This window comes from Gimesia chilikensis (genome assembly GCF_008329715.1).
GTDB classification, from domain to species: Bacteria; Planctomycetota; Planctomycetia; order Planctomycetales; family Planctomycetaceae; genus Gimesia; species Gimesia chilikensis.
This window is the reverse complement of the sequence record NZ_VTSR01000001.1, coordinates 304,329-326,827: the sequence shown is the minus strand read 5'-3', so window position 1 is coordinate 326,827 and position 22,499 is coordinate 304,329. Positions and strand designations below refer to the sequence as shown.

General features: G+C 52.3%; 11 protein-coding genes and 1 tRNA gene. 5 read left to right on the top strand and 7 right to left on the bottom strand.

The window, feature by feature from the left end:
- Positions 1-60 precede the first annotated feature (60 nt).
- Complete coding sequence (locus tag FYZ48_RS01190; RefSeq protein ID WP_149336663.1) at positions 61-4,830, top strand: glycosyl hydrolase family 8; 4,770 nt, start codon at positions 61-63, stop codon at positions 4,828-4,830.
- 532 nt (positions 4,831-5,362) lie between these two features.
- Positions 5,363-7,984: a right-handed parallel beta-helix repeat-containing protein gene (locus tag FYZ48_RS01185; RefSeq protein WP_149336660.1), complete on the top strand. Its 2,622-nt coding sequence runs from the start codon at positions 5,363-5,365 to the stop codon at positions 7,982-7,984.
- Positions 7,985-8,099: 115 nt separating this feature from the next.
- Here FYZ48_RS01185 and FYZ48_RS01180 read toward each other — a convergent pair.
- Positions 8,100-8,173, bottom strand: a tRNA-Arg gene (locus FYZ48_RS01180).
- Positions 8,174-8,655: 482 nt separating this feature from the next.
- Here FYZ48_RS01180 and FYZ48_RS01175 point away from each other — a divergent pair.
- The gene (locus FYZ48_RS01175) at positions 8,656-9,906 is read left to right on the top strand and encodes a right-handed parallel beta-helix repeat-containing protein (protein WP_149336658.1); all 1,251 of its coding nucleotides are present in this window, start codon (positions 8,656-8,658) and stop codon (positions 9,904-9,906) included.
- Between the two features lie 60 nt (positions 9,907-9,966).
- Entirely contained in the window at positions 9,967-11,070 is a 1,104-nt protein-coding gene (locus tag FYZ48_RS01170) for an alpha/beta hydrolase family protein (RefSeq protein ID WP_242022289.1), read from the top strand.
- A 17-nt stretch (positions 11,071-11,087) separates the two neighbouring features.
- Here the strand turns inward: FYZ48_RS01170 and FYZ48_RS01165 are convergent, their stop codons facing one another.
- Complete coding sequence (locus tag FYZ48_RS01165; protein WP_187781816.1) at positions 11,088-13,079, bottom strand: serine hydrolase; 1,992 nt, start codon at positions 13,077-13,079, stop codon at positions 11,088-11,090.
- Positions 13,080-13,315: 236 nt separating this feature from the next.
- Between FYZ48_RS01165 and FYZ48_RS01160 the strand changes: the two genes are divergently transcribed.
- On the top strand, positions 13,316-14,164 hold the full coding sequence (locus FYZ48_RS01160) for a glycerophosphodiester phosphodiesterase (RefSeq protein ID WP_149336654.1): 849 nt from the start codon (positions 13,316-13,318) through the stop codon (positions 14,162-14,164).
- 31 nt (positions 14,165-14,195) lie between these two features.
- On the opposite strand, the gene FYZ48_RS01155 is transcribed toward FYZ48_RS01160, so the two are convergent.
- From FYZ48_RS01155 to mprF, 5 genes are all read right to left on the bottom strand, one after another.
- Positions 14,196-15,044 carry a DUF6159 family protein gene (locus tag FYZ48_RS01155; RefSeq protein WP_149336652.1) on the bottom strand — a complete coding sequence of 283 codons (849 nt, stop codon included), beginning with the start codon at positions 15,042-15,044 and terminating at the stop codon, positions 14,196-14,198.
- A gap of 136 nt (positions 15,045-15,180) precedes the next feature.
- Entirely contained in the window at positions 15,181-16,197 is a 1,017-nt protein-coding gene (locus tag FYZ48_RS01150; protein ID WP_149336650.1) for a prenyltransferase/squalene oxidase repeat-containing protein, read from the bottom strand.
- Positions 16,198-16,309: 112 nt separating this feature from the next.
- A complete protein-coding gene (locus FYZ48_RS01145; RefSeq protein ID WP_149336647.1) occupies positions 16,310-17,587 on the bottom strand; it encodes an FAD-dependent oxidoreductase in 1,278 nt (425 codons plus the stop codon).
- A gap of 260 nt (positions 17,588-17,847) precedes the next feature.
- On the bottom strand, positions 17,848-19,914 hold the full coding sequence (locus FYZ48_RS01140; RefSeq protein WP_149336645.1) for a glycogen debranching protein: 2,067 nt from the start codon (positions 19,912-19,914) through the stop codon (positions 17,848-17,850).
- The gene (mprF, locus tag FYZ48_RS01135) at positions 19,898-22,465 is read right to left on the bottom strand and encodes a bifunctional lysylphosphatidylglycerol flippase/synthetase MprF (protein ID WP_149336643.1); all 2,568 of its coding nucleotides are present in this window, start codon (positions 22,463-22,465) and stop codon (positions 19,898-19,900) included. Before mprF ends, FYZ48_RS01140 begins: the two co-directional genes overlap by 17 nt.
- Between the last annotated feature and the right edge of the window lie 34 nt (positions 22,466-22,499).

Here is a 22,499-nt window from a genome sequence, read left to right as displayed (position 1 = left end):
GCATGAGAGGCACTGTCCTGGCACAGACTGAAAGGGCTCTGTATTCGCAGAGCAGATGAAATGAGACGACTTTATGCGACCCTGCTGCATTGGTTCTCTACACAGCACTCTACCCCCCGGCGGTCTCGCGCCACAATTTCTCAACAGACCGAATCGCTTGAAGTACGAACGCTTCTGGCGGCGCATCCGCTGGCCGATGCGCCTGATATCCAGTTCGAAGTTGACAATGACTGGGGCTCCGGTCGAACCGCGATTCTGACTTTGAACAATGATGAATCTACGGCTTTCACGGACTGGAAACTGGAATTCAAATACAGTGGCACGATTGAGTCACTCTGGAACGCCGAGGTACAAAACCTCGGTGGAGGTCAGTACCGGATCACACCTCCCAGTTGGGATGATACTTTAGATCCTGGAGAATCACTGGCGATCGGATTTGTCGCCAGAGGAACTCACAGTGAACCCACTGATTTTGTGTTTATGGGAAATGGTGACCCAACGGATCCGAATGATCCAGGTGATCCTGATCCGGTCATCAATGCACCTAATAAACCGAGTGTCAGTGTGCTGGCGGACGCCGGTTCTGGCGGATTTCGAGTGACGATGAATCTCTGGGCCGGGGATGCGGCAGCTCACTGGAAGCTGTATGAGAACGGGACGCTGATCTATGAGGCAGACTTGTCAGGCAGTTCCACGCCTCAGACCGACAGCTTGTTGCTGACGGATCGGGATTATGGCGTATTCAGTTATCAGGTCGAAGTCAGTAATACAGCCGGAACTGCGCTGAGTGATGAAGTCGTCTATGTTGCCGGAGATGCCAGTGAAATTGGAATTCAGGGCGTGGATCTGGCAGGGCAGGCCCTGCAGGTAACGATCGATCAGGTGGCCTATGATTATACTTTGACCTCACCTAACCAGGCGGGGCAATTCAGCGTGGTGACAAATAATTCACGCGTGATCCAGGCCGAGATGGTGGATGGAGACACTTTACGAATCACCGGACTGGAGGCGGGCAGAGCATCGCTGCGCATCATGGATCTTGATTCCGGCGAAGAACGTTTTATTGGTATTCGTGTGCGGACTGTCGATGGCCAGCTTCCGGGCCTGCCGGATTATGTGACGATTGGTTCGGTGAGTGAAGATACTACTGGCGACCTCTCATTCTGGCAGGATTTTGGTGACAGTGATGCGACTAACAAATATGTAGACTCACGTTATATCTATCTCAACGGGGGACCTGTTACGGGATGGCGCAGCTGGGATCCGGACCGGGTCAGCAGTTATGTTCGTGAAAGTATGAAGTTGGGCATGATCCCCCAGTTCGTGTACTACAACATTCCAGATGGCGGAGAAAGTTATACGACTGATTTGGCGCATATCCAGAGCCTGTCGTATATGGAAAGCTATTTTCAGGATCTGAAATTTGCATTAGATACCATTCGCACCGAAGCGGGGGACGAACTGGTACAGATGATAATGGAGCCTGATTTTCTTGGTTACCTGATGCAAAACGCAGGTACCTCTGCGAGTAATATCTCCGCGATAACGAGTGCCGTTTACAGTAGTGGTGTCCTGCAATCAGGCGTAGATCCGCAATTCGATAATACGGTAACCGGGTTGATCGAAGCGATCAATTACAGCATCAGCAAGTATGCACCAAATGTGGAATTCGGCTGGCAGTTTAACCTCTGGGCATCACCGGGAATTGAGACACCGATTCCGGGTACAGGTATTGTGCACCTCACTGACACACTGGGAGTTGAAGCCGGACGAGCCGCGATCGCCCGCGAAGCGGAACTGATTGCCCAGTATTATATGGATGCCGGTATACTCAGTTACGGAGCCGGTTTTATCTCACTGGATAAGTATGGGCTGGATGCCGGGGCGCAGAATGGTGCGGCCGACGATCCGGCGGGCAGTACCTGGTTCTGGAACAGTGATCACTGGCATAATTATCTGTTGATCGTCCAGACGCTCACGCAGACAACAGAGCGTGAAATGGTACTCTGGCAACTTCCGGTCGGGCACATCAACGACAGCCTGGCCGATAACCCGTATGACGAGAATGGTGTCTTCGATCCGCTTACCAACACGACTCGTCAGTATGAAGATTCTGCCCCGACTTTTTTCCTGGGGGATACCTTTACGGCAAGTGGAGATCGTCTGGATTACTTTTCCACCAATGCATTGAATGACAGCAAACTGACGGTTAACGGTAACACGATTACCTGGGGTTCGCATGTGGAAGAGGCGCGGGCGGCGGGGGTCCGACAGATCCTGTTTGGAGCGGGGGTCGGGATCAGTACTGATTCGATTGGTAGCGAACCCACCGATAATTACTGGTGGATTACCAAAGTGCAGGAGTATTATCAGGATCCCGTCGCCTGGGATGGACTCGTAGAGCCTCCGGAAGAGGTAACGCCTGTGGTGAGTATCGCAGGCGCTACGGTTGTGGAGGGCGAAAGTGGTTCTGTGCTGGCGACTCTGGTTATCTCGTTGTCTGAGGCGGCAACACAACCTGTTACGGTTAATTATCAAACCTCCAATGGAACTGCGACTGCAGGAGAAGACTATGAAGCTTCCAGCGGACAGATCTCATTTGCTGTGGGGGAGACTTCGAAAACAATCTCGATTCGCATCTATGGTGATACTCAGGTGGAAGCGGACGAGCAGTTTTATGTGACCCTGAGCAGTCCCGTCGGTGCGGTACTGGATGGGGGGACTGCAACCGCAGCCAATACGATTACCAATGATGATGTTGTGACCAGTGAAAATGAGATATCGGTGACAACGCCCTTTGAAACATCTGTCACGATTTCAATCGGAACTTCAACTGGTGATCCAGATTTTGGCAGTCACGTTCAGCAATATGTGGATGGAACGTTGCTCCCCAGCCAGTATAGCCAGGAACAACTGGATCAGATTGTTGCCAACTACTACGACCAGTGGAAGTCGGACTGGCTGCGAGTCGATCCAGGCGGGAATGGCTATCGGGTAGTGATGGATTCACAGGGACGCACTACTTCTGAAGCGCAGGGCTATGGGATGCTGGTTCTGTCGCATATGGATGGTTACGACCCGAACGCCCAGACCATTTTTGATGGTCTGTTCCGTTATTCCCGTGCCAACCCCAGCGAGGGCAATCCGGACCTGATGGACTGGGCGCAACCGGATGCGTATGGAAACAGCAGTGCCTTCGACGGCGATGCCGATATTGCCTATGCTCTGCTGGTGGCTGACGCACAATGGGGCAGTGATGGCGAGATCAATTATCTGCAGGAGGCGATCACCATTATTAATGCGATGTACGAATCGACGATTGGTCCGCAAAGTCATCTGCCGATGCTGGGAGACTGGGTTGATCCCAACGGCGGTCAGCGGAATCAATGGTCAGTGCGTACCAGCGACTTCATGTACGGCCATTTTCGGGCTTTCGAAGCCGCGACTCAGACCGGAGCCTGGGACGCAGTTATCACCGCAACACAGGACGTAATGACGAAGCTGCAGCAGCAATCAGGGACGGGACTGGTTCCGGATTTTGTGATCGTTGATCCTCAGACTGGTGCAGTGTCACCGGCTCCTTCTGGTTTTCTTGAAGTCAACGATCAACACTACTGGTATAACGCAGGACGTGTGCCCTGGCGTTTAGGTGCGGATGCTGTTTTCAGTGGTGACTCTGTCTCTTTGGCTCAGGCACAGATGCTTTCTGAGTTCTTTCAGCAGTCATCGGGAGGGAATCCCTCTCAGATTCTGGGTGGATACCAACTGGATGGAACACCATTGAATAACTGGAGTGATCCCTTCTTCAGAGCAGCGGTCGGGGTTTCAGCCATGACCGGTTCTGATACGGCAGACCAAGCCTGGCTGAACTCGGTGTTTGACAGTGTGGCTACGACACACTCGAATTACTATGCCGATTCGGTTTCAATGCTGAGTATGCTGGTTATGTCCGGGAACAACATCAATCCCGTCAACGGGATGGGTAGTAGCGGGTTGACACTGCAGTCGTTTACTCAACCAGCGCATGGTGCAGTGGTCGACAATCAGGATGGCACGTTGACCTATACTCCGGATGCTGGCTACTCGGGGGCAGACAGTTTTGTATATACGACTGTTTCAGAGGTGGGGAGTGTTACTACTACGACTGTTTCAGTGACTGTCGAAGAGTATGTTGCTGTCGTTCCCGAGATGTTCATCAACAATGTAACAGTCACAGAAGGGGATACCGGCACCAATCAAGTCATATTTACGGTGGCGTTGAGTGAGTATGCGACAGAGACTGTGATGGTGCAGTTCAATACTCAGGACGGTACTGCGATTGCAGGCATGGACTATCAGGCTGTCAGTGGTCAGCTGATCTTTCAGCCTGGAGAAACTCAGAAAACGATCACGGTTCCGATTCTGGGGGACGTGGTGATTGAATCCAGAGAAGAATTCCAGGTGGTGCTTGATCAGGTTGTGGGAGCGACTCTGGTTACTGATACGGGGATTGGATCCATACAGGATAATGATGCTCCCGCCCCCTCTGCGGAAGTTGACTTTACCAACGTCAATGACTGGGGCAGTGGGTTCCAGGGGGCGATTGAGATTCGTAATGAAAGTGATGACATCCTGGAAGAGTGGACGCTGGAGTTCACTTTTGCAGGGGACATTACTGATATCTGGAATGCAGAAATTGTCTCGCATGTGGGAGATACCTATGTCATTCGCGGGGCCTCGTGGAATGAAGATATTTCAGCCGGCGGGATGATCTCCTTCGGTTTTATTGCTTCACCTGGGGGGCTGAATGAGCCTTTGTCGGACTTCATTCTGAATGGATCTCCGATTTGATCCCGCGATTATTCTCTCTTTGGTGAGACGTATTCTTCTCTGACTTTTTGAACTGAATCCCGTTTGAACTCTGTTTCAAGCGGGATTCAGATACGTTAACAGGCAGTGGGTTGAGAAGTTTAAGACAATCATCGCCGGCGCTCAGGGCCGTACTCTAGCATGCTCCAATGAATGACAGCCGACGCATTACACTGTATTCTATTATTCTTAAGTTAGAGGCTGTCAATGAGATTATCCAGAACTGCCAGGCTATGATGGGGATTAGTCATGTAAGATAGAGTAGATGGTGCGACTGAGATTAATATTCTGCAAGACTTTCAATTTTGAACTCTCATGCTGAGTTTTAGGATTGAGTTATTTTAGTTTTCCTTGGTGGCATCCAACTTACACACTGATGCGGTGCGAATACTACATGCCTGTGCTAGAATGCAGGGAGTAGAATCTGCGACATTGTCCTTGCAGGTCCGATACAAATAATGCGACTGATGAAAATGAACTGATGTCAGCCAGAGTGGGCACAGGTGGAAGAGTGATGAAGTTATTTGATCTAAAACAGTTTGTCTTTCTATTGATTTTAACGACTTTAGTGAGTTCTGCAGCCCGGGCGGAAATCGTGATTGAGGTTTCACCTGACGGGCCGATTCGATCTCTTGCCGCGGCTCGTGACGAAATCCGAAAGCTTCAGCCGCAAGAACCGATTAAGGTAATTGTGCAGGACGGCGTTTATCCTGTTACAGAACCTGTTCTGTTTACTCATGAAGATTCCGGTACCGAGAAAGCCCCCATAATCTATCAGGCGGCTCCGGGATCTCATCCTGTTATTTCGGGGGGAAAGCAGATTTCCGGATTCAAAGTTGATCCGGATGGGGTCTGGTCTACGACCGTCGATCCCGGTTGGAAATTCGAGCAGCTCTGGGTCAATGGACGGCGGGCTGTGCGGGCTCGGGAACCGGATGAGTTTTTCTTTTATCTCCGGAACAGCCGGGAAAAAATGGGAAAAACAGATGGCCCTCGACCTCAGAAAATCGCCCGGCAAACGCTCTACGCCGATCCTGCAGATCTGGCTTCCCTGAAACAGGTTCCGGAAGCGGAACGAAGTGGAATTCAGGCACTCTTCTTTCATAAATGGGACAATACCCGTAAATTTCTGGACGGGTATGATGTACCGTCGGGTAAGCTGCTCACTTCCGGTCGGCAGATGAAGCACTGGAATCCACTCACCCGAAATACAGCTTATTACCTCGAGAATTATCGGGCTGCACTCGATACGCCGGGCGAATGGTATCTCGCTCCCGAAGGTAAGCTGTATTATTGGCCCCGCAAGGGCGAGACTCCTGACAAGGCTGAAGCATTTGCACCCGTGGCTGAAAAACTGCTGATTATACAGGGAGACCCCGCCGCTGGTCAGTTTGTGGAACACCTGACTTTTCGAGGCCTCGCGTTTCGATATTCCGACTGGAAGACACCTCCTCAGGGGTTCGAACCTTCCCAGGCTGCTTCACCGATTGAGGCTGCAGTCATGATTGATGGCGGGCGTTCCATCGCATTCGAGGATTGTGAAATTGGACATGTCGCCACTTATGGTCTCTGGTTTCGCAAGGGGTGTAGTGAGAGCAGTGTGACACATTGTGATCTGCACGATCTGGGAGCTGGGGGGATCCGGATTGGCGAAACCCGGATTGCCTCCAAGGCAGAGGAACGCACTCAAAAGATCAAAGTAGACAATAATCTGATTCGGCACGGAGGTCGATTATTCCCCTGTGCGGTTGGAGTCTGGATTGGTCAGTCCGGTGATAATATGGTCACCCATAATGAAATTGCGGATTTCTTTTACACAGGAGTTTCAGTCGGTTGGCGATGGGGCTACACGGACAGTCTCGCTGTTCGCAACAAAATTGAATTTAACCACATTCACCATCTTGGCTGGGGCTGGTTAAGCGACATGGGGGGCATTTACACTCTTGGTCCTTCACCTGGAACCACTGTCAGTAACAACGTGATTCACGATATTCTCTCCTGGAGTTATGGTGGTTGGGGGCTTTACAACGATGAGGGCAGTACAGACATTCTGATGGAAAACAACCTCGTGTATCGTACCCGGTCCGGCGGCTATCATCAGCATTACGGTCGAGAGAACCTGATTCGAAATAATATTTTCGCCTTCTCTCGCGAGTACCAGGTAAAACGCAGTCGGGTCGAAGAGCATCTTTCCTTTACCTTCGAACGCAATCTCGTCATCTTTGATTCAGGGGAACTCTTTCATGGCAACTGGTCTGATAAGAATGTCAGGCTGAATCATAATCTCTACTGGCGCACCGATGGGAAGCCGATTGATTTTCAGGGAAAGACCTTTGCGGAATGGCAGGCCACCGGAAAAGATCAGGGTTCCATCTTTGCCAATCCCCATTTCATTGATCCCGCAGAGGGTAACTATCACCTGGCCCAGAATTCACCGGCTTTCAAGATCGGATTTAAACCGTTTGATTATGGACGGGCAGGGCTTTATGGAGATTCAGACTGGGTGAATCAGGCGAGGTCACTGAAATTTCCTGAAATGAAAGATCCCCCGCCTACGCCAGCGCTGGCGTTTGTGGAAGACTTTGAAGAGGGGGGGCTGCCTCCCGGAACTTCTGTCGGACAGGACGAAAAACGGGGGGGCGTCGACATTGTGGAAATCGCTGACGCTCCATCTGGGCAACACGCTCTGAGGCTTAAAGACACTCCCGGACAACAACGTCGTTATTACCCCATGATTACGGTTGCCCCCAAATATGCTGAGGGCAGAGGTCGCTGCGCTTTTGCGCTCAAACTTGGACCAGAGGCTGTTTTTCAGCATGAGTGGCGCGATCATGCAAATCCCTATCGAATTGGTCCTACACTCTGGATCGAGCAGGGGAAACTCCGCGCGGCAAACCGGCAGACTTTGATGGAACTGCCTGTGGGGCAGTGGGTCAACGTGGAAATCGTCGCGCCGCTGGGAGATGAGGCTGGCAAGTGGGATCTGGTCGTCACGCTTCCCGGGCAGAAACCTCGTCACTTCAAGAATCTTCCCTGTATTCATCCTGAATGGCAAACTCTCGACTGGATTGGCTTCATCAGCCAGGCTGACGCTGATGCCGAGGTCTGGATTGATGAACTCCAGCTCTCGCAATGATGTTCCATTGCTGGTTTGTGTGATAAATGGAACTGGAATGATCAGACTGGCTATGAAAAAAAACTCTCGTGTTTCCAATGGGACTCACGAGAGCTTTCTCAGTTTTATGGTCAAGTACACCCGAAGGGATTCGAACCCCTAACCCCCGGTTCCGAAGACCGGTGCTCTATCCAGTTGAGCTACGGGTGCAGATCTGATGGATTAGACCAGATAAACGCGACACAGGTTAATGACAAAAATGGAAAGTTTCTCTTTCCGGCTGTCGCATCTGTAATGATTCAGATGCAACCTGTTGTCTCAGCTTATGTTACTGAAATGTGATCTGGTTGCAACTGTCGCAGGGACGCATTCTAGCAATCCCCGCATAAAAAACAAGCCGCTGGCGCGATCACAGGTGATCGTACTCAGAATGGATCTCGACATTGTGACAGGTAATGCCTGACGCTCAAAGCAGGGCAGCAGGCTCTCCTGAATACAGATCAATTCAGCGCCGCCTGGCTCCTGCTGCTTGACTAACCTCATCGATTCCGTTGAGATAGTACTAATTACGTAAGAAAGTTAAGTTGAGCTTTCTCAGTGATTTCCTGCAATTTGATCGTGAGGATCGACGTTGTCGTTTGGGTCCTCAGTCCTGCAATCCGCTTTTCTGTTCAAGAGAGGTCCTGCCTGCCATGAAGTGTTTACAACGAACGGTACTGTTTTTGATTCTGACTTTCACACTCAGTTTTCAGCTGAGTTTCCACCCGGTTTCAGCAGGAGCGGCAGAGCCGAAACTGGCTGGTGCACGACCAGTGATCCACGCAATCAATTACTCCACAATTCAGGAAGCCATTGATGCGGTACCTTCTGAAGGGGGGATCGTGATGCTGCCTCCCGGAAAATTTGAAATTGATAAACCGCTTGTGATTACCAGTGGCGATTTTATGCTGGTCGGTGCAGGGGGAGCAACACATATCCATAACAAGAATGAAGAGGGCCTGGATGCAATTCAGATCCACCCCCCGGCTGATATGAAACTGCCTGACGGGAAAAAAGACCCGAAGCCCCGCATCTGGCGTGTGCAGTTGCAGAACTTTCGTGTGACGGGAAATGAGAAGAGCGGGCGGGGCATCAATGCCAAGTGGGTGCAGGAAATCTTTATTCATGGGGTAACCAGCAGCTATCACGGCAGTGATGGAATCTTTCTGGACTTCTGTTTTGAAGACCCCCGCGTTTCGGATTGTCTGATCACATACAACAAGGCCGTCGGACTGAATCTGATCGGCTGTCACGATATTGTGGTTTCAGCGAATCACTTTGAAGAGAACCAGGACGCCCTGCGTTGTGACGATGGATATAACCTGTGTATGAGCGGAAATAATCTGGATGACCACCTGCGACACGGCGTGATCATTGAGAATACCTACGGCTCAATCGTCAGCGCCAACATGATTGAAGAATGTAACGGGAGTGCCATCATCCTCGACCGGGAATGCTACGGCATTACGATGTCTGCGAACGTGATCGCGCATAACGGAAAAGGGATTATTCTCAAGGACGCACATGGCTGTGCTGTGAGTGCGAATACATTCACACTGCTCGCAGAAGATGCATTGTGGATTGGTCCTCAGTCCGGCCGGATTACAGTGACTGGCAATAACTTCTCCAACAGTTACATTGGAAAAGGAATGGTCAAACGCCGCACCAACGACCTCAAAGCCGCCGGTCTGACACTGGATAAGACTCGGGGGATTACTGTCTCCGGCAACCTGTTCTCTTCAGTGCGTCCCAAGGCAGTGGAAGTGATCGAACCGACGACCCATGTGATCTTCGGGAATAACCTGCTGATCGATGTCGAATCAGACCACAAACTGCTGAAAGAATCGATTGTGGAACATGTTCTTGAAGCGGCTGCAGAGCCGGTGAAGCCGGAATCCAAGTAGTCGTCTGTATTAATGGCAAATGTAATCTGTGAGAAACTTCTATAGAAAGGCGGATCAGAAATGCTGCGGTTAAGTGGATGGATGATGTGTCTGTGGGGATGTCTCTCCGGATTACAGGCGGCAGAACAGCAGTCTGAGACAGAACAGGCTGCTCCCGTTTATCGGGAGCACCTGGATCTGTCTTACTATCTGGATCAGAATAATGAGAAACAGTCGGTCAAAAACTGGAACGACTGGCAAACTCGGAGACAGCACATCCTGTCTAATATGCAGACGGTGATGGGCGAAGTGCCTCAGCCGAAGCAACCTGTGCCCCTGGAGATGAAAGTGCTGGAAGAGACCGATCTGGGCAAGGTGAAGCGACTGAAAATCTCGTATCACACAGACGATCTACAACAGCGGGTCAAAGCATATCTGTTTGTTCCTCAAGGCGCCTCTGCCGACCATCGAGTGCCTGCCATTCTCTGCCTGCATCAGACGAATTCGCAAATCGGAAAAGAGGAACCGGCGGGAATCCGGGGACTGCCCAATCTGAAGTATGCGATCGAACTGGCAGAGCGGGGCTATGTTACACTCGCGCCCGATTATCCTTCGTTCGGCGAGTATCCGTATGACTTCAAGGAGCATCCCGAATACCGTAGTGGGACCATGAAGGCGATCTACGACAATATGCGGTCCATCGATCTGTTGCAGTCACTGGATTATGTCGACGCGGATCAGATCGGTTGTGTGGGCCATTCGCTGGGGGGACATAATACGATGTTTACCGCGGCCTTTGATACTCGCATCAAGGCCCTGGTATCAAGCTGTGGCTTCACCCGTTTCCATAAGTACTACGGCGGAAAGCTGAAAGGCTGGACCAGTGATCGCTATATGCCGGTGATCAACAGCAAATACCAGAACGATCCGAATCAGGTTCCATTTGATTTCACCGAGATCGTGGCCAGCTTTGCGCCACGGGCATTTCTGGCGTGTGCTCCTGTGAGCGACAGTAATTTTGAGGTCTCGGGGGTGAAAGATGTGATTCGGATCGCGCAGCCGGTCTATCAGTTATCTGGACACCCAGAGAATCTGCAGGCCACATATCCTGAGGCACAGCACGATTTCCCACCCGCGACACGTGAAACAGCTTACCAGTTTTTTGATCGGCACCTCAAAAAATAGAGGTGTACCGAAGCGATTCAATCTTCTCGAAACTGATCTTTTTCAGGCCAGTTTTCGATCTGGTTGATCCAGCGATGCATAGGGGCATCGATCAGATTTGATAGTCGTTTCTGGTCGGCACCCTGGTGGGTATTGAATAGGATGGCCCAGTTGATTCGATCCAGTCGTCTGACGAGCAGGGTTGAAGTGCCATCCAGGGCTCCCATATGCCAGTGGTTTGCATTGCCCGCTGTGTCGATTGGCCGCACCATCCAACCACAGGCATAGTAGGCAACTTTGGGGACGCCATCCTCTGTGAAGCCGGCACTCCCTTCAGGACGGGCAAACATCTGAGAGAGTGCAGGAGCCTGCAGGATCGGGCATTCATCCGGCAGGTTGAACGCAGTCGCGAAGCGTACCAGGTCCGGGGCAGATGAAATCCAGCCTCCGTGTGAGTCCATTGCTTCCAGGTACCAGGCACCATATGGGCGCGGCACTTCGGAGAGCGTATTATTCGAATAGACGGTACTACCAACATCGCCGCTGTAGTATTTGACCTCATTGGGGCGTCGGTTGATGAGCAGCGTCCTGCCGAGTTCTGTGTGTTTCATACCCAGGGGCTGGCAGATCGTCTGCTGTACATAGTCTGCGTAAGGCTGTCCCGTTAGTTCTTCGATCACTCGCCCCAGCAGGCAGTAGCCAAAATTGGAGTAGGCATACTTTTCACCAGGGGCAAAATCGAGTGGTTTCTGTACCATGATGCGAATCACATCGTCCGCTTCAGCGGGAGGCTGCTTGCCGAGTTGTCTGGCGAAAGCAACCGAACGAAACATGGGGTCAAAGGAGGCATCCCGGTCCCAGCCTCCAGTATGATTCAGCAGGTTTTGAATCGTGATTTCTTTCAGGCGCGAATCGACTTCTGGAGCTGCCAGCTCCTTCTGGTAATCTTTCAATACTGAAAAGACCTTCGTGTCCAGTTGCAATTTTCCCTGTTCGATGAGCTTCATGATGGCTACGGCTGTGATGGGCTTAGAGAGGCTGGCAATCCGAAACTGGCTGTCTGGCTGGACCTTTTTCTTTTGCTCAACATCGGCGTAACCAAAACCGCGCGCATAGACGAGGCGACCGCGATAGCTGACCGCGACAGATGCACCCGGGGGATGGTATTCGAGCAGGAACTCTTTGATTGACTGGTCCAGTGAGGCGAGTTCCGGTTGTTCCAGACCGGTAACTGGAATGTCAGCGGCGGTCTGCCAGCGGATCGGTGAGGGAGTCATGCGAGGTCTCTGCTCCGGTTTTCTCCAGATGGCATTGAAAAAAGTCTTGCCGTTTACCTGGTAGCCATCCAGGTAAGCCAGTTCCAGATTCTCCGTTCTGCGTTTCTTGTCGACTTCCTCTAATTGACTGGCAGTAGAATGAAATCGTGCCTGCCAGATCGGGCCGGAAACTTTGGACCAGAGGGCATGGTAAAAGGGAGTGTTATCAATACTGAACCCGCAGAGTTCTTCCAGGCGATAGCCACGCGCGATAAACTCGTCGTAGGTTTGAGGAAACCTGTCTGCGGAGACATTACATTCTGCTTCCCAGGCGTTTGCCTGCTGTTTCACCCAGATCCCTGCATGGGAGGCTTTATTGCGGAGAGCAAATCCATCCAGGGAAAGTGGGCTATAGCCCTGTTCTTTCAGTGTCTCCAGGGTTTCCTGGAGCTCAGCATCATCGAGGGAATGTTTCAAAATGAAATCGGGAGCGGCCCCCTTTTCCCAGATGACAGCATAACGGGCTGAGCCTCTTAGTTCACATCCGCTGATATCCACGGGTTGAAAACCATCTGCAGCATATTCCTCTAATTTCTGATTCAGCTGACCGATCGTCAGCCCGTGATGTGCTTTCCAGTCTCGCTGACCAGCACGGGGGACGGCGATTGCTGCAAATTCGATGGATCGCTGTCCTGGAAAAACAGTGACTTCAGCGAGGGCCAGGTCCTGCTTCCCGAGACCTGAAACAAAACGCTGGTACTCTAACGCAGACATTTTCAGTTCAAAAGTTGTTTCGGCAGCCCGCAGTAAACTGGCTGTAAAACAAAGTAGGAGCAGCAGGAAGATTCTCAAAGGCATGAGTGTTACCATTCGAAAGCTGGCGGATAATGATGTGAACTCTTTCGATGATAAAGGGACCAGCGAAGCTGGTTCAAGCAGATTCTAATCCGGGAGGCTGATTTTAATTGAAAGGCTCTGTAAACTGGTTGTCTGGTCTCACTCAGAACCGAATGAAAACAGAATCCGGAAAGGGCGTTGCTTTGAATTATCTCATGATGGGAATTGGTTTGCTCTGTACGTTGAGCATCGTCTCTGAGGCTTTATTCGCAGGGGATCCAATCTTAATCGCGCATCGGGGACTGCTGCGCCATGCTCCCGAAAATACGCTCCCCGCGTTTTCAACGTGCCTGGATCTCGGGTTGGGCATTGAACTGGATATCCGAACGACAAAAGATGGTGAACTGGTCATCATTCACGATGACAGTCTGCAGCGTACAACTGACGGAGGCAAACGTTCCATCAGAGACATCACCTGGGCAGAGGTCCAACAGCTGGATGCTGGTAAGTGGTTTGATCCTGCTTTCGCCGGAACGCGGATTCCAACTCTGGAAGAGACTCTGAAGCTGATCAGGGATCGCAAACGGGGCGAGACTGTGATCGCACTGAACATCAAGCAGCTGAATACCGAAGGCGAACGTCAACTGATTCAACTGCTGGAACAATATGATCTGTTCGGCGACTGTTTTGGCTTTGATCAGAGTGCTGATATGAGTCAGCGTCTGAAAAAGTTGAATCCAAAGTTTCGCGTCGGACAAAATGTCAGCCGGAAGAATCTGGAAGCGCGTCTCAGTGAGGGAAAACCGGATGTTTTTCTGCTGACCTTTGTTCCTGAAAAGTCAGAAGTCGACTCTCTCAAACAGCAGGGTAAACAGGTGCTGTTTAATTTTGGTGGCGCAGGGGAGGCCCGTCGGAATCCAAAGGTCTGGAACCAGATCCGTGCGGCTGGCGTGGAAGGCATGCTGACCGATTATCCACTGGAGTGCCGTCGCATCTGGAGAGAAGCAGATCCGGGTTCCTGATTCGAATCTGCTTCAGATGCATCGATCGGTTCTATTTCTGAGCGAAGGCATGTGCGATCAGATCGTGATCGAAGACCTCCGGGACCTCTTCCTCAGCAGCATAGAGGTAGATGGCCGCGATGACGATCGAATGGCAGGCGGAGGAAACCAGGGATGCCAGCAGGATACCGAAAATGGCGACTCCGATCAGAGCTCCACCGAGGGCGACGCTCCCAGAACTGATCAAGAAGCCTCCACCCACAATCATTGCAAACAGTGGGATCATGACCAGGAACATGATCATGCCGATACCGAAGTTGGCGACTAGTGATTCGCCCCAGGTCTCGCGCAGAATACCGACAGAGCGTTTGATTGACTCGAAGGGGTTTTTCCGTTCGACTACCAGGACGGGGATCACGAAATAAGTCGTAATCGACCAGGCCATTCCGAGCAGACCGGCAACAAACTGTCCCAGTCTCTCAGAGCGGGACTCGATCATCTTGATGATGAAACCTACGGTCGCACTGACCAGGGCCCAACCGGCGATTTGCGGCAGTCGGTTGAGGGCGGAATTAAAACCATCTCCGATCCCCGGATTGCCCCCCTTCAGGCGAATGATGGCACAGGACATCAGGGCTGAATTGAAAAAGATCATCACGAAGTAATTTACGAAATAGAAGGCAAACAGGATCAGATAAGCGACCGGATCCTGCGGAGCCTGCTGATCGTTCATGATGACATCAACATATTTACTGTTCCAGAGGGGCAGGGCAAAACTGGCCAGGACCAGCAGACAGGAAATGCCACTCATGATGGGAAACAGCAGCAGTTCTTTATCCAGCATTAAGACGTGAAAACTTTGTTTTGAGAGCGCCCATCCGTTTGAGATGCGGGTAAACATGATCGTGAATCCTCCTGATGATCTGGCTGACAATTCAGTATGACGCTGTCGTAAACTGTTGCATTCATGGCAACTTCCCCAGAGTTATAACAGATTGCTGCACGCGGACATAATCGAATCTAATGATTCTCACAGATTATTCATCGGCCGGCAGAGTCAGTAGTAGTGCAACGGTGGCCCAACTGGCCGCGGTGACTGAGATGAACTGGTCTTTCCCATGCGGATAGCCGGTTTCGAAGTAAGTCTGGAATGGATTGGCACGCGATTTCACATACCAGGAGCCATCCGGTTTCTGAGTCTCGAGCAGGTATTTTATGCCGCGTTGAATGCTCAGATCATTTCCCTTCAGTTGTCCCGAACGTAAGAGGGCCACCAGGACGGTCCCTGTCGCGTAGGCGTCGCTGGTCATCTCGGGGAGTTGTGACCAGCCCCCATCGGAATTCTGCAGCTGGGCCAGTTCCCGGGCCGCCGCTTGTATGCGAGACTCTGCAACATTGAGTTCCTGGAAGGCTATTAACTGAAAGACCCGTTCTTCGGTGGAAGCCGGTTTGAGTTTCAGGAACCAGTCGCGGCTTTGATCGAGACGTTCCTGGATCCGGGATTGTTGTGCTTCGGTTCCAAAATTTCTCAGTGCCCGTATTACGAAATAACTGGTGTTGGTATCGCTGGACATGGAGGGAGGCCGGGTAGAATTACGCAGCCAATGATTGCGGGAGCGGTTGCGTTCCAGCAGATACCCTGTGACGGCTGCTGTGACTTCATCCGGTTTTCTGCCTGCCAGCTCCAGTGTCCAGAGGGAAAAACTAGCCATATCAGGACCGCCTCCCTGACCTTGTCCCGCCTGATATTTTTCCAGCCCCCGTCTGAGGGCAGCTGCTGTGTGATCGACCTGTTTCTGGAAAATGACCTGATCGATTTTGAATCCCCGCGGCTGTGCCTCACTGAATACCAGGACGGCCAGTGCCTGGTTGTGACAGGTGAAACAGGTTCGTTCGCGGGCTGAACCTGCGGCTGCTTTTTCGATGAGGGGGATGGAACGAGAAATGGCTGACCGGACCAGAGCCGGATCGGGAGTGGATTCACCGGCTGGCGATAAGAGTGCGAGATTCAGGATGAGACAGCAGACGCATGCCTGCAGAATCGAACGGTACATGTTGCTCCTTCACAGGGAACGGACTTTGATCGTGTACTGCTCGATTGTAGCAGTCATGGGGATGCCGTTTCCAGCAGATTCCCTATACAGGAGGACTTCCCTTAGAACAGGTTTATTTTACTGGCGCTTCTGCAGGGCGAGGGGCGCGGCTGGGGCATTCGATATGCTCCTGCAGTAAACCGAGTCCGATGATCTTTCCAGCTTTACGTCTGAGAATCGGGGCAAGCAGCCCGGCGATTTTTCGTAACGGCCAGGAAATTGAGATCGGTTTACCGGGGACGCTGCTACCGCCGAACAGTCGTTGGTGTGCAAAGACCTGCAGACGCTGCATATGGAGAGCCGGTGGTTCACGCCGCTGTTGTACCCGCTTCAGATCTGACAGAGTCAGGGTTCCATTATAGAGTGGGTCCGCCAGGATGTTGGCTGCTGCGACCGCATCCTGAACTGCGAGGTTGACACCAACACCCCCCACAGGGGACATCGCATGGGCCGCGTCTCCAATGAACAGCAGCCCCGGACGCGCCCAGTTGGTAATATGATTCAACTGCACGGTCAGCAGACGGACCTTATCCCACGAGTCGATGTCGTTGATGCCATCAGAGAGGGCGGGCAGAATATCGACGACCCGTTTGCGAAAGGCTTCGAGGCCTTCCTGCTTCAAGTCATCGAAGGAACCTTTGTGAATGATCATCCCGGTCTGGAAGTAGTCTCCGCGGTCGATGGTGATTAACATTCTCCCATCTCGAATGCGGGCCAGTGTGTTGTCGGTGACTTCGCCTTCCTTACTGACTCTGAACCAGAGTACGTCGATCGGAATCCCTTTTTCGACGATTTCGACACCTGCTTCGTGGCGCATGTCCGAGCCTCGGCCGTCGGCACCGACGACAAGATCGGCTCGGATTTCATATTCTCCATTCACTCCTTCCACCTTCACGCCTACAACCTGGTCTCCTTCAAAGAGCAGGCCGGTGGCTTTCGACTGCATGTGTACCTGGAAGTTGGGGAATTCAGCGGCATGCCGGGCCAGCATATTCAGGAAATCCCACTGTGGTGCAAAGGTGATGAATTTGCATTTGGTCGGCAGATGTGTGAAGTAAGGCCCTTCGACATCCTGCCCTTCAAAATTGAGTTTCAGAGATTCGAAGTGTTTGTCCGCGATGCTCAGAAATTCATCGAGCAGGCCCAGTTCATGCATCAGTTCGAGTGTGGAAGGATGAATGGTATCGCCACGAAAGTCACGCAGAAAGTCTTTGTGTTTTTCCAGTACGATGACTTCTACGCCGGCCCGCCCCAGCAGATAGCCGAGAAATAATCCCGCTGGCCCTCCGCCGACAACACAACAGCGAGTTGTAATCGAAGCACCGCTTGACGGTGGCTGAAACTCATCCATGGCCCGTAACCTCCTGTAAAAAGAATTGCATCCTGGCGGGTAATACTGAGCGCGAAGCAGATTTAAGTTGTATTTTGATCCGAATCTGAAGGCGGTTGTTCGGTCGCCTGATTCTGTGGGGGCTGTGAATCTGACACAGGTTTCCGTTTAAAGCTTCGGCGGGAGATGATCACAATGACGAAGAGAATCATCAGACTGCCGATGACTTGAGCATAACCTTCCATATTTCGTCTCATCTTTCGCAGCTGAAGAGTGATTATTTATAAGATACGCTTTTGCCTGATCAGAATCACAACCGACCGTGCCTGCACATCATAGGTTGCTGCGGAAACCGGCTTCAGGGACTCTGGTTCCAGCACATCTTCCGGGCTGGGCAGGGCCGTGTCGACCACCCGCTGCCATTCTCCGGGAGTTCCTTCATGAATTCCAAAAATGCAGGTGTTGGCGGCAGCATTGATCATAACATACAAATCGACGTCCGCTTCACTCTGACCATGCAGACAGAACGCCAGTGTTTTCGCGGCAGGCGTCAGATCGACATAGCGTGTGACTCCGTACCATTTTACATCTTCTCTCCAGAAATGGGAACGGCAGACTGTTGAGTGCCGTTTTCGGAAGGCGATCATCAGTTTGACGAAACGAAAGAAATCCTGGTGTGTCTCAAGTCGATCCCAGTCGAGCCAGGTCGTTTCGTTGTCCTGGTTGTACGGGTTGTTGTTGCCGCCCTGGGTTTGCAGGAATTCGTCACCCATACGAAACATGGGCGAGCCGTTAGAGACCATCAACAGCGCAAACAGGTTTTTGGCCTGCTGCTTTCTAAGCTGTTCGACTTCGGGAGGCGCGTCTGCCCCTTCCCAGCCGCAGTTCCAACTGTAATCGTTGGTGCCATCGGTATTGTTGTGACCGTTGGCCCAGTTCTGTTTGTTGTTATACGAGACCAGATCATACAGAGTGAAGCCGTCATGCGAAGTGATATAGTTGACGCTCTGATAAGGTCGCAGGGCGTGCAGGCAGTCATCGGGGAACAGGTCACAACTGCCGTAGATGCGCGTCATGAGGTCCGCGACTTTTCCGGCATCCCCTCGCACGAACTGTTGTACGGTATCACGGTAGGCGGCATTCCATTGCATCCAGCGATGACCGGGAAAACGGGAGCCGAGCTGAAACTCTCCCGCGGCATCCCAGGGCTCTGCGATGAAGCGGCGGTCCGTCAGGGTATTGTCTGAACCAATCTGTCCAATCGTGGTCGGGTTCGATTCATCAATGCTCCCATCCAGTCTGCGGGTGAGGATGCTGGCCAGGTCAAAACGGAACCCGTCTACATGCATCTCCTTGACCCAGTAGTGCATGCTGTCGACGATCATCTTGCGGACGGCCCGGTTGGCGGTATGCAGCGTGTTGCCCGATCCCGAATAATTGGCGAACGGATCTTGGGGATTATTGGTCAACGTGTAATAAGTAGTGTTGTCGATACCTTTGAAACTGTAGGTGGGGCCCTGTTCGTTTCCCTCGCCGGTATGGTTGTAAACCACATCCAGAATGACTTCGATGCCGGCTGTGTGCAGGGCCTTGACCATTTCACAAAATTCGATGTGGCGTTCGCAGGTGTCGTCTGATTTGCAGTACGCATCATGCGGCGCGAAGAAGCCCAGGGGCATGTATCCCCAGTAATTACCATCGTCGTCGTCGAACTGATAGACGGGCATCAGTTCAACCGCGGTCACTCCCAGTTCCAGCAGATACGGGATTTTTTCAATCACGCCTGCAAACGTTCCCCGGGCGTCAGCCGAAACTCCGGAGTTCTCACGCCTGGTAAACCCCTTGACGTGCATCTCGTAGATGACCAGGTCAGAAGTGTGATGGATATGCTGGTCGTCATCCCAGTTAAAGGCGCACTCAATCGACTGTAATACCGAGAGCGGGGCATGTCCGATGTTGGAGCCCGGCAGGCAGGCCCGCTGACGATCAAACAGTGGAGGGAAGAAGAGGTTGTGGGAGTAGGGGTCGAACAGCAGCTTATCCGGATCAAAGGCATGCCAGTCATAAATGCCATCCGGCGCGGGACCGTCGATCTGGTAAGCGTAGTATTTTGCAGATTTGATCTTCTCTTTGGGAATCCGGCAGTGCCAGATTTCAGCAGATTTATTGCGCAGATAGTCGAACGCAAATTCGAAGACCGGTTCGAACAGATTGTCCTCGGTGAAGAAGAGCAGCTTCACCTCTTCGGCGTGTTTCGAATAGATGGCGAAGTTATAAGCGTTCTCTGAGGGAACCCAGGTTTCTCCCAAATGTACGGGAGAGCCTTCTCTTTTATCCCAGTGGTCCATCGTGCGATCTCCGGATCGAATCAGTGTGGGGTTTACCAATCAAGGCAACCAGGTCTCGTAAGATCTGAGGTAGTGCCAGTCCGCCGGGCGCTGCGAGGTACTTGGGAGTCCAGACCGGATCAAATTTTTCTTTGTAGCTGCGCAAACCTTCAAAACGGTAGAAGTGATCGCCATAGCGGAAGATCAAGTTCGCCGTCCGGTTCCAGACGGGGGACAGCGGACGACTTTCGATTCCGGAAAGGGGAGCCATACCGAAATTGAACCAGGTATAACCTGCAGTCTGTCCCCAGAGCATCAGTTTCACAAACAGGTATTCCATCACACCCGGGGGCGCTGTCTGATCGTAGCGCATCAGATCGGCTGAGAGCTCTTCTTTGTCGGCGCCTTCCAGAATGTTGGTGAAGGCAATGATCGTTCCCCGTTGTTTGACGACAGCAATCGGGAACTGCGACAGATAGGTTTCGTCAAAGTAACCGAGGGAAAACCCTTTTTCCTTCGTACTCTTAGACTGCAGCCAGTCATCAGAGATCCGTTTCAGTTCCGGAAGGATGGCAGGAACCTGCTCCCTGGGGATGATGGTGAATTCACATTCTGCCTGTTCACAGTGATTGATCGCCTGACGGAGCTTTCGTCGTTTACCGCCGGAGAGTTCAAACTCGGTTAAAGGGACCCGTGCCTCTTCGCCCAGTTTGAGGATGGTCAATCCCTGGTCGAGATAAATTGAGAGGTTTTCCGGTCTGATCTGGTAGAAGACGGGCCATCCATCGTAGAGGTCCACAAGTTCGCGAAACTGCCAGACCAGTTCGGCCCGTTCCGCTTCGGGTCCGACAGGATCTCCCAGGCTGATCCAGGACCGTTTCTGAATGCCATACATAATGAACGCTGTCTGCTGTGGATTGAACAGCAGGGATTTATCTCCCAGTAATGCCAGGCGTGTGGACGTGACTGGTGAAGCTGTCACGAGTTGCCTGACCAGCGCCAGTTCGTCCGTGGTCGGCGGGTGTGCCTGGGGACGCTGTGCGGAGGTTAATTTCGCAATGGAGAAGAGCAACACCACCGAGATCGCACCGATGCTGCCCCGCATGAAACGTGAAGCGTCACCTTTGATTGTAAACGCCCACCAGAGTTCGTGGGAATATTCGATGTTCCGATAGGCAAACAGTCCAAGCCAGAGCGAACAGAGTACGATGCTCAGGATGGTGGCTGCCCAGGGAAGACTGAAGCGGTCGTGAATCAGAGTTCCTTTACGGTAGTACTGTCGGCGGCTGAGGAGCAGGGCCAGTAGAATGATGCCCAACAGAATCGCTTCTTCAAAGTCGAAGCCTTTCAGAAGAGAGACCAGGATCCCCAGGCTCAGCAGGCCGGTAATCAGCCACCAGGCCGAATCGAGTCGCCGCTGGAGTCCCCGGGCCAGGACCAGCAGGGCCGCTCCGATCAGACTCCCCAGGAAGTGTGAAATCTCGACCAGGGGCAGGGGGAGCGTCTGCTGCAGGTGACCCAGGCGGGCTGTGACGATGGGGGTGGCACCCGAAAAGAGCAGGACTGCCCCCGCCAGCAGCGTGCACCAGGAAAGAATCAGGGGGGCGATCGCCGCCGACCAGCGATTCGCCTGCTGCAGAGTACGTTGTGCCAGGCCGCGGTTGAGGGAGAGCTCATGCAGACCCATTAAAATCACGGCGAAAAACAGGGGGATCAGGTAGTAAATCACTCGGAAGACCAGTAACCCCGCCAGGATCTTAGCCGAAGAAGGGGAGGCGACGAGTGTGAGAATTACCAGTTCAAAGACGCCGACTCCTCCTGGTACATGGGAAAGTACCACCGTCACTGTTGCCATCAGGAAGATCCCCAGAAACTCGCCGTAGCCAATGGTGAGGTTATGCGCGAGCAGGATATACACGATCGCGGCGACCAGCAGCAGGTCTCCTGCCGAGACGGCTAGCTGTAATAAGGTCATCCTGGTGCTGGGCAGACGCAGTTCAATGCCTTTGACCCGGATGGGTGATTTGCGGATAAGTGTCAGCGAGGCATAAACAATCGCAACAGCCAGTAACATTCCCCCCAGTGGTTGAACACTGGAAAAGGGAAGGTGTAACGATGCGGGGATCGGGAAAGGATGGGAAAGAAAAACGACCCCGGCCAGTGCAAACACGCCAACCCAGTAAGTCGTTCCCAGCATGAGCATCAGCTGCAGAATTTCCATCGCCGTCAAACCCCAGGCGGAATAAAGACGATAGCGAACCGAGGTCCCTCCCAGCAGGGCACCGAAATTGTAGCTGGTGACAAAACCGGTAAAGGAAGCCAGCGAGATTTTCCCTAGAGAAAGTGGATGCTGAATTGCCCGCACTGCCAGATAGTCATAACCAATCAGCAAGACGTAATTGAGAACGGTCAAGCCCCCGGCTGCCCAGAGTCGCCAGGCGGGAATCTGCACTACAGCCGAGCGGATATCGTGGATGTTGTAATGTTTCAGCTCCCTGACCAGCAGCCAGATGGCTCCCACAAAGATGGTAATCACCAGCAACGGAGCGAGTTGTTTAAGGCGATGCAGCATCAAGGGGTCTTATTCACAGGGGCTGATATCACGG

Excerpts from the sequence above, each read along its gene's own strand:
- FYZ48_RS01140 (WP_149336645.1), bottom strand. The coding sequence starts at position 19,914 with ATGGACCACTGGGATAAAAGAGAAGGCTCTCCCGTACATTTGGGAGAA.
- FYZ48_RS01150 (WP_149336650.1), bottom strand. The coding sequence starts at position 16,197 with ATGTACCGTTCGATTCTGCAGGCATGCGTCTGCTGTCTCATCCTGAAT.
- FYZ48_RS01155 (WP_149336652.1), bottom strand. The coding sequence starts at position 15,044 with ATGTTTACCCGCATCTCAAACGGATGGGCGCTCTCAAAACAAAGTTTT.
- FYZ48_RS01185 (WP_149336660.1), top strand. The coding sequence starts at position 5,363 with ATGAAGTTATTTGATCTAAAACAGTTTGTCTTTCTATTGATTTTAACG.
- FYZ48_RS01170 (WP_242022289.1), top strand. The coding sequence starts at position 9,967 with ATGCTGCGGTTAAGTGGATGGATGATGTGTCTGTGGGGATGTCTCTCC.
- mprF (WP_149336643.1), bottom strand. The coding sequence starts at position 22,465 with ATGCTGCATCGCCTTAAACAACTCGCTCCGTTGCTGGTGATTACCATC.
- FYZ48_RS01160 (WP_149336654.1), top strand. The coding sequence starts at position 13,316 with ATGAAAACAGAATCCGGAAAGGGCGTTGCTTTGAATTATCTCATGATG.
- FYZ48_RS01190 (WP_149336663.1), top strand. The coding sequence starts at position 61 with ATGAGACGACTTTATGCGACCCTGCTGCATTGGTTCTCTACACAGCAC.
- FYZ48_RS01165 (WP_187781816.1), bottom strand. The coding sequence starts at position 13,079 with ATGTCTGCGTTAGAGTACCAGCGTTTTGTTTCAGGTCTCGGGAAGCAG.
- FYZ48_RS01145 (WP_149336647.1), bottom strand. The coding sequence starts at position 17,587 with ATGGATGAGTTTCAGCCACCGTCAAGCGGTGCTTCGATTACAACTCGC.
- FYZ48_RS01175 (WP_149336658.1), top strand. The coding sequence starts at position 8,656 with ATGAAGTGTTTACAACGAACGGTACTGTTTTTGATTCTGACTTTCACA.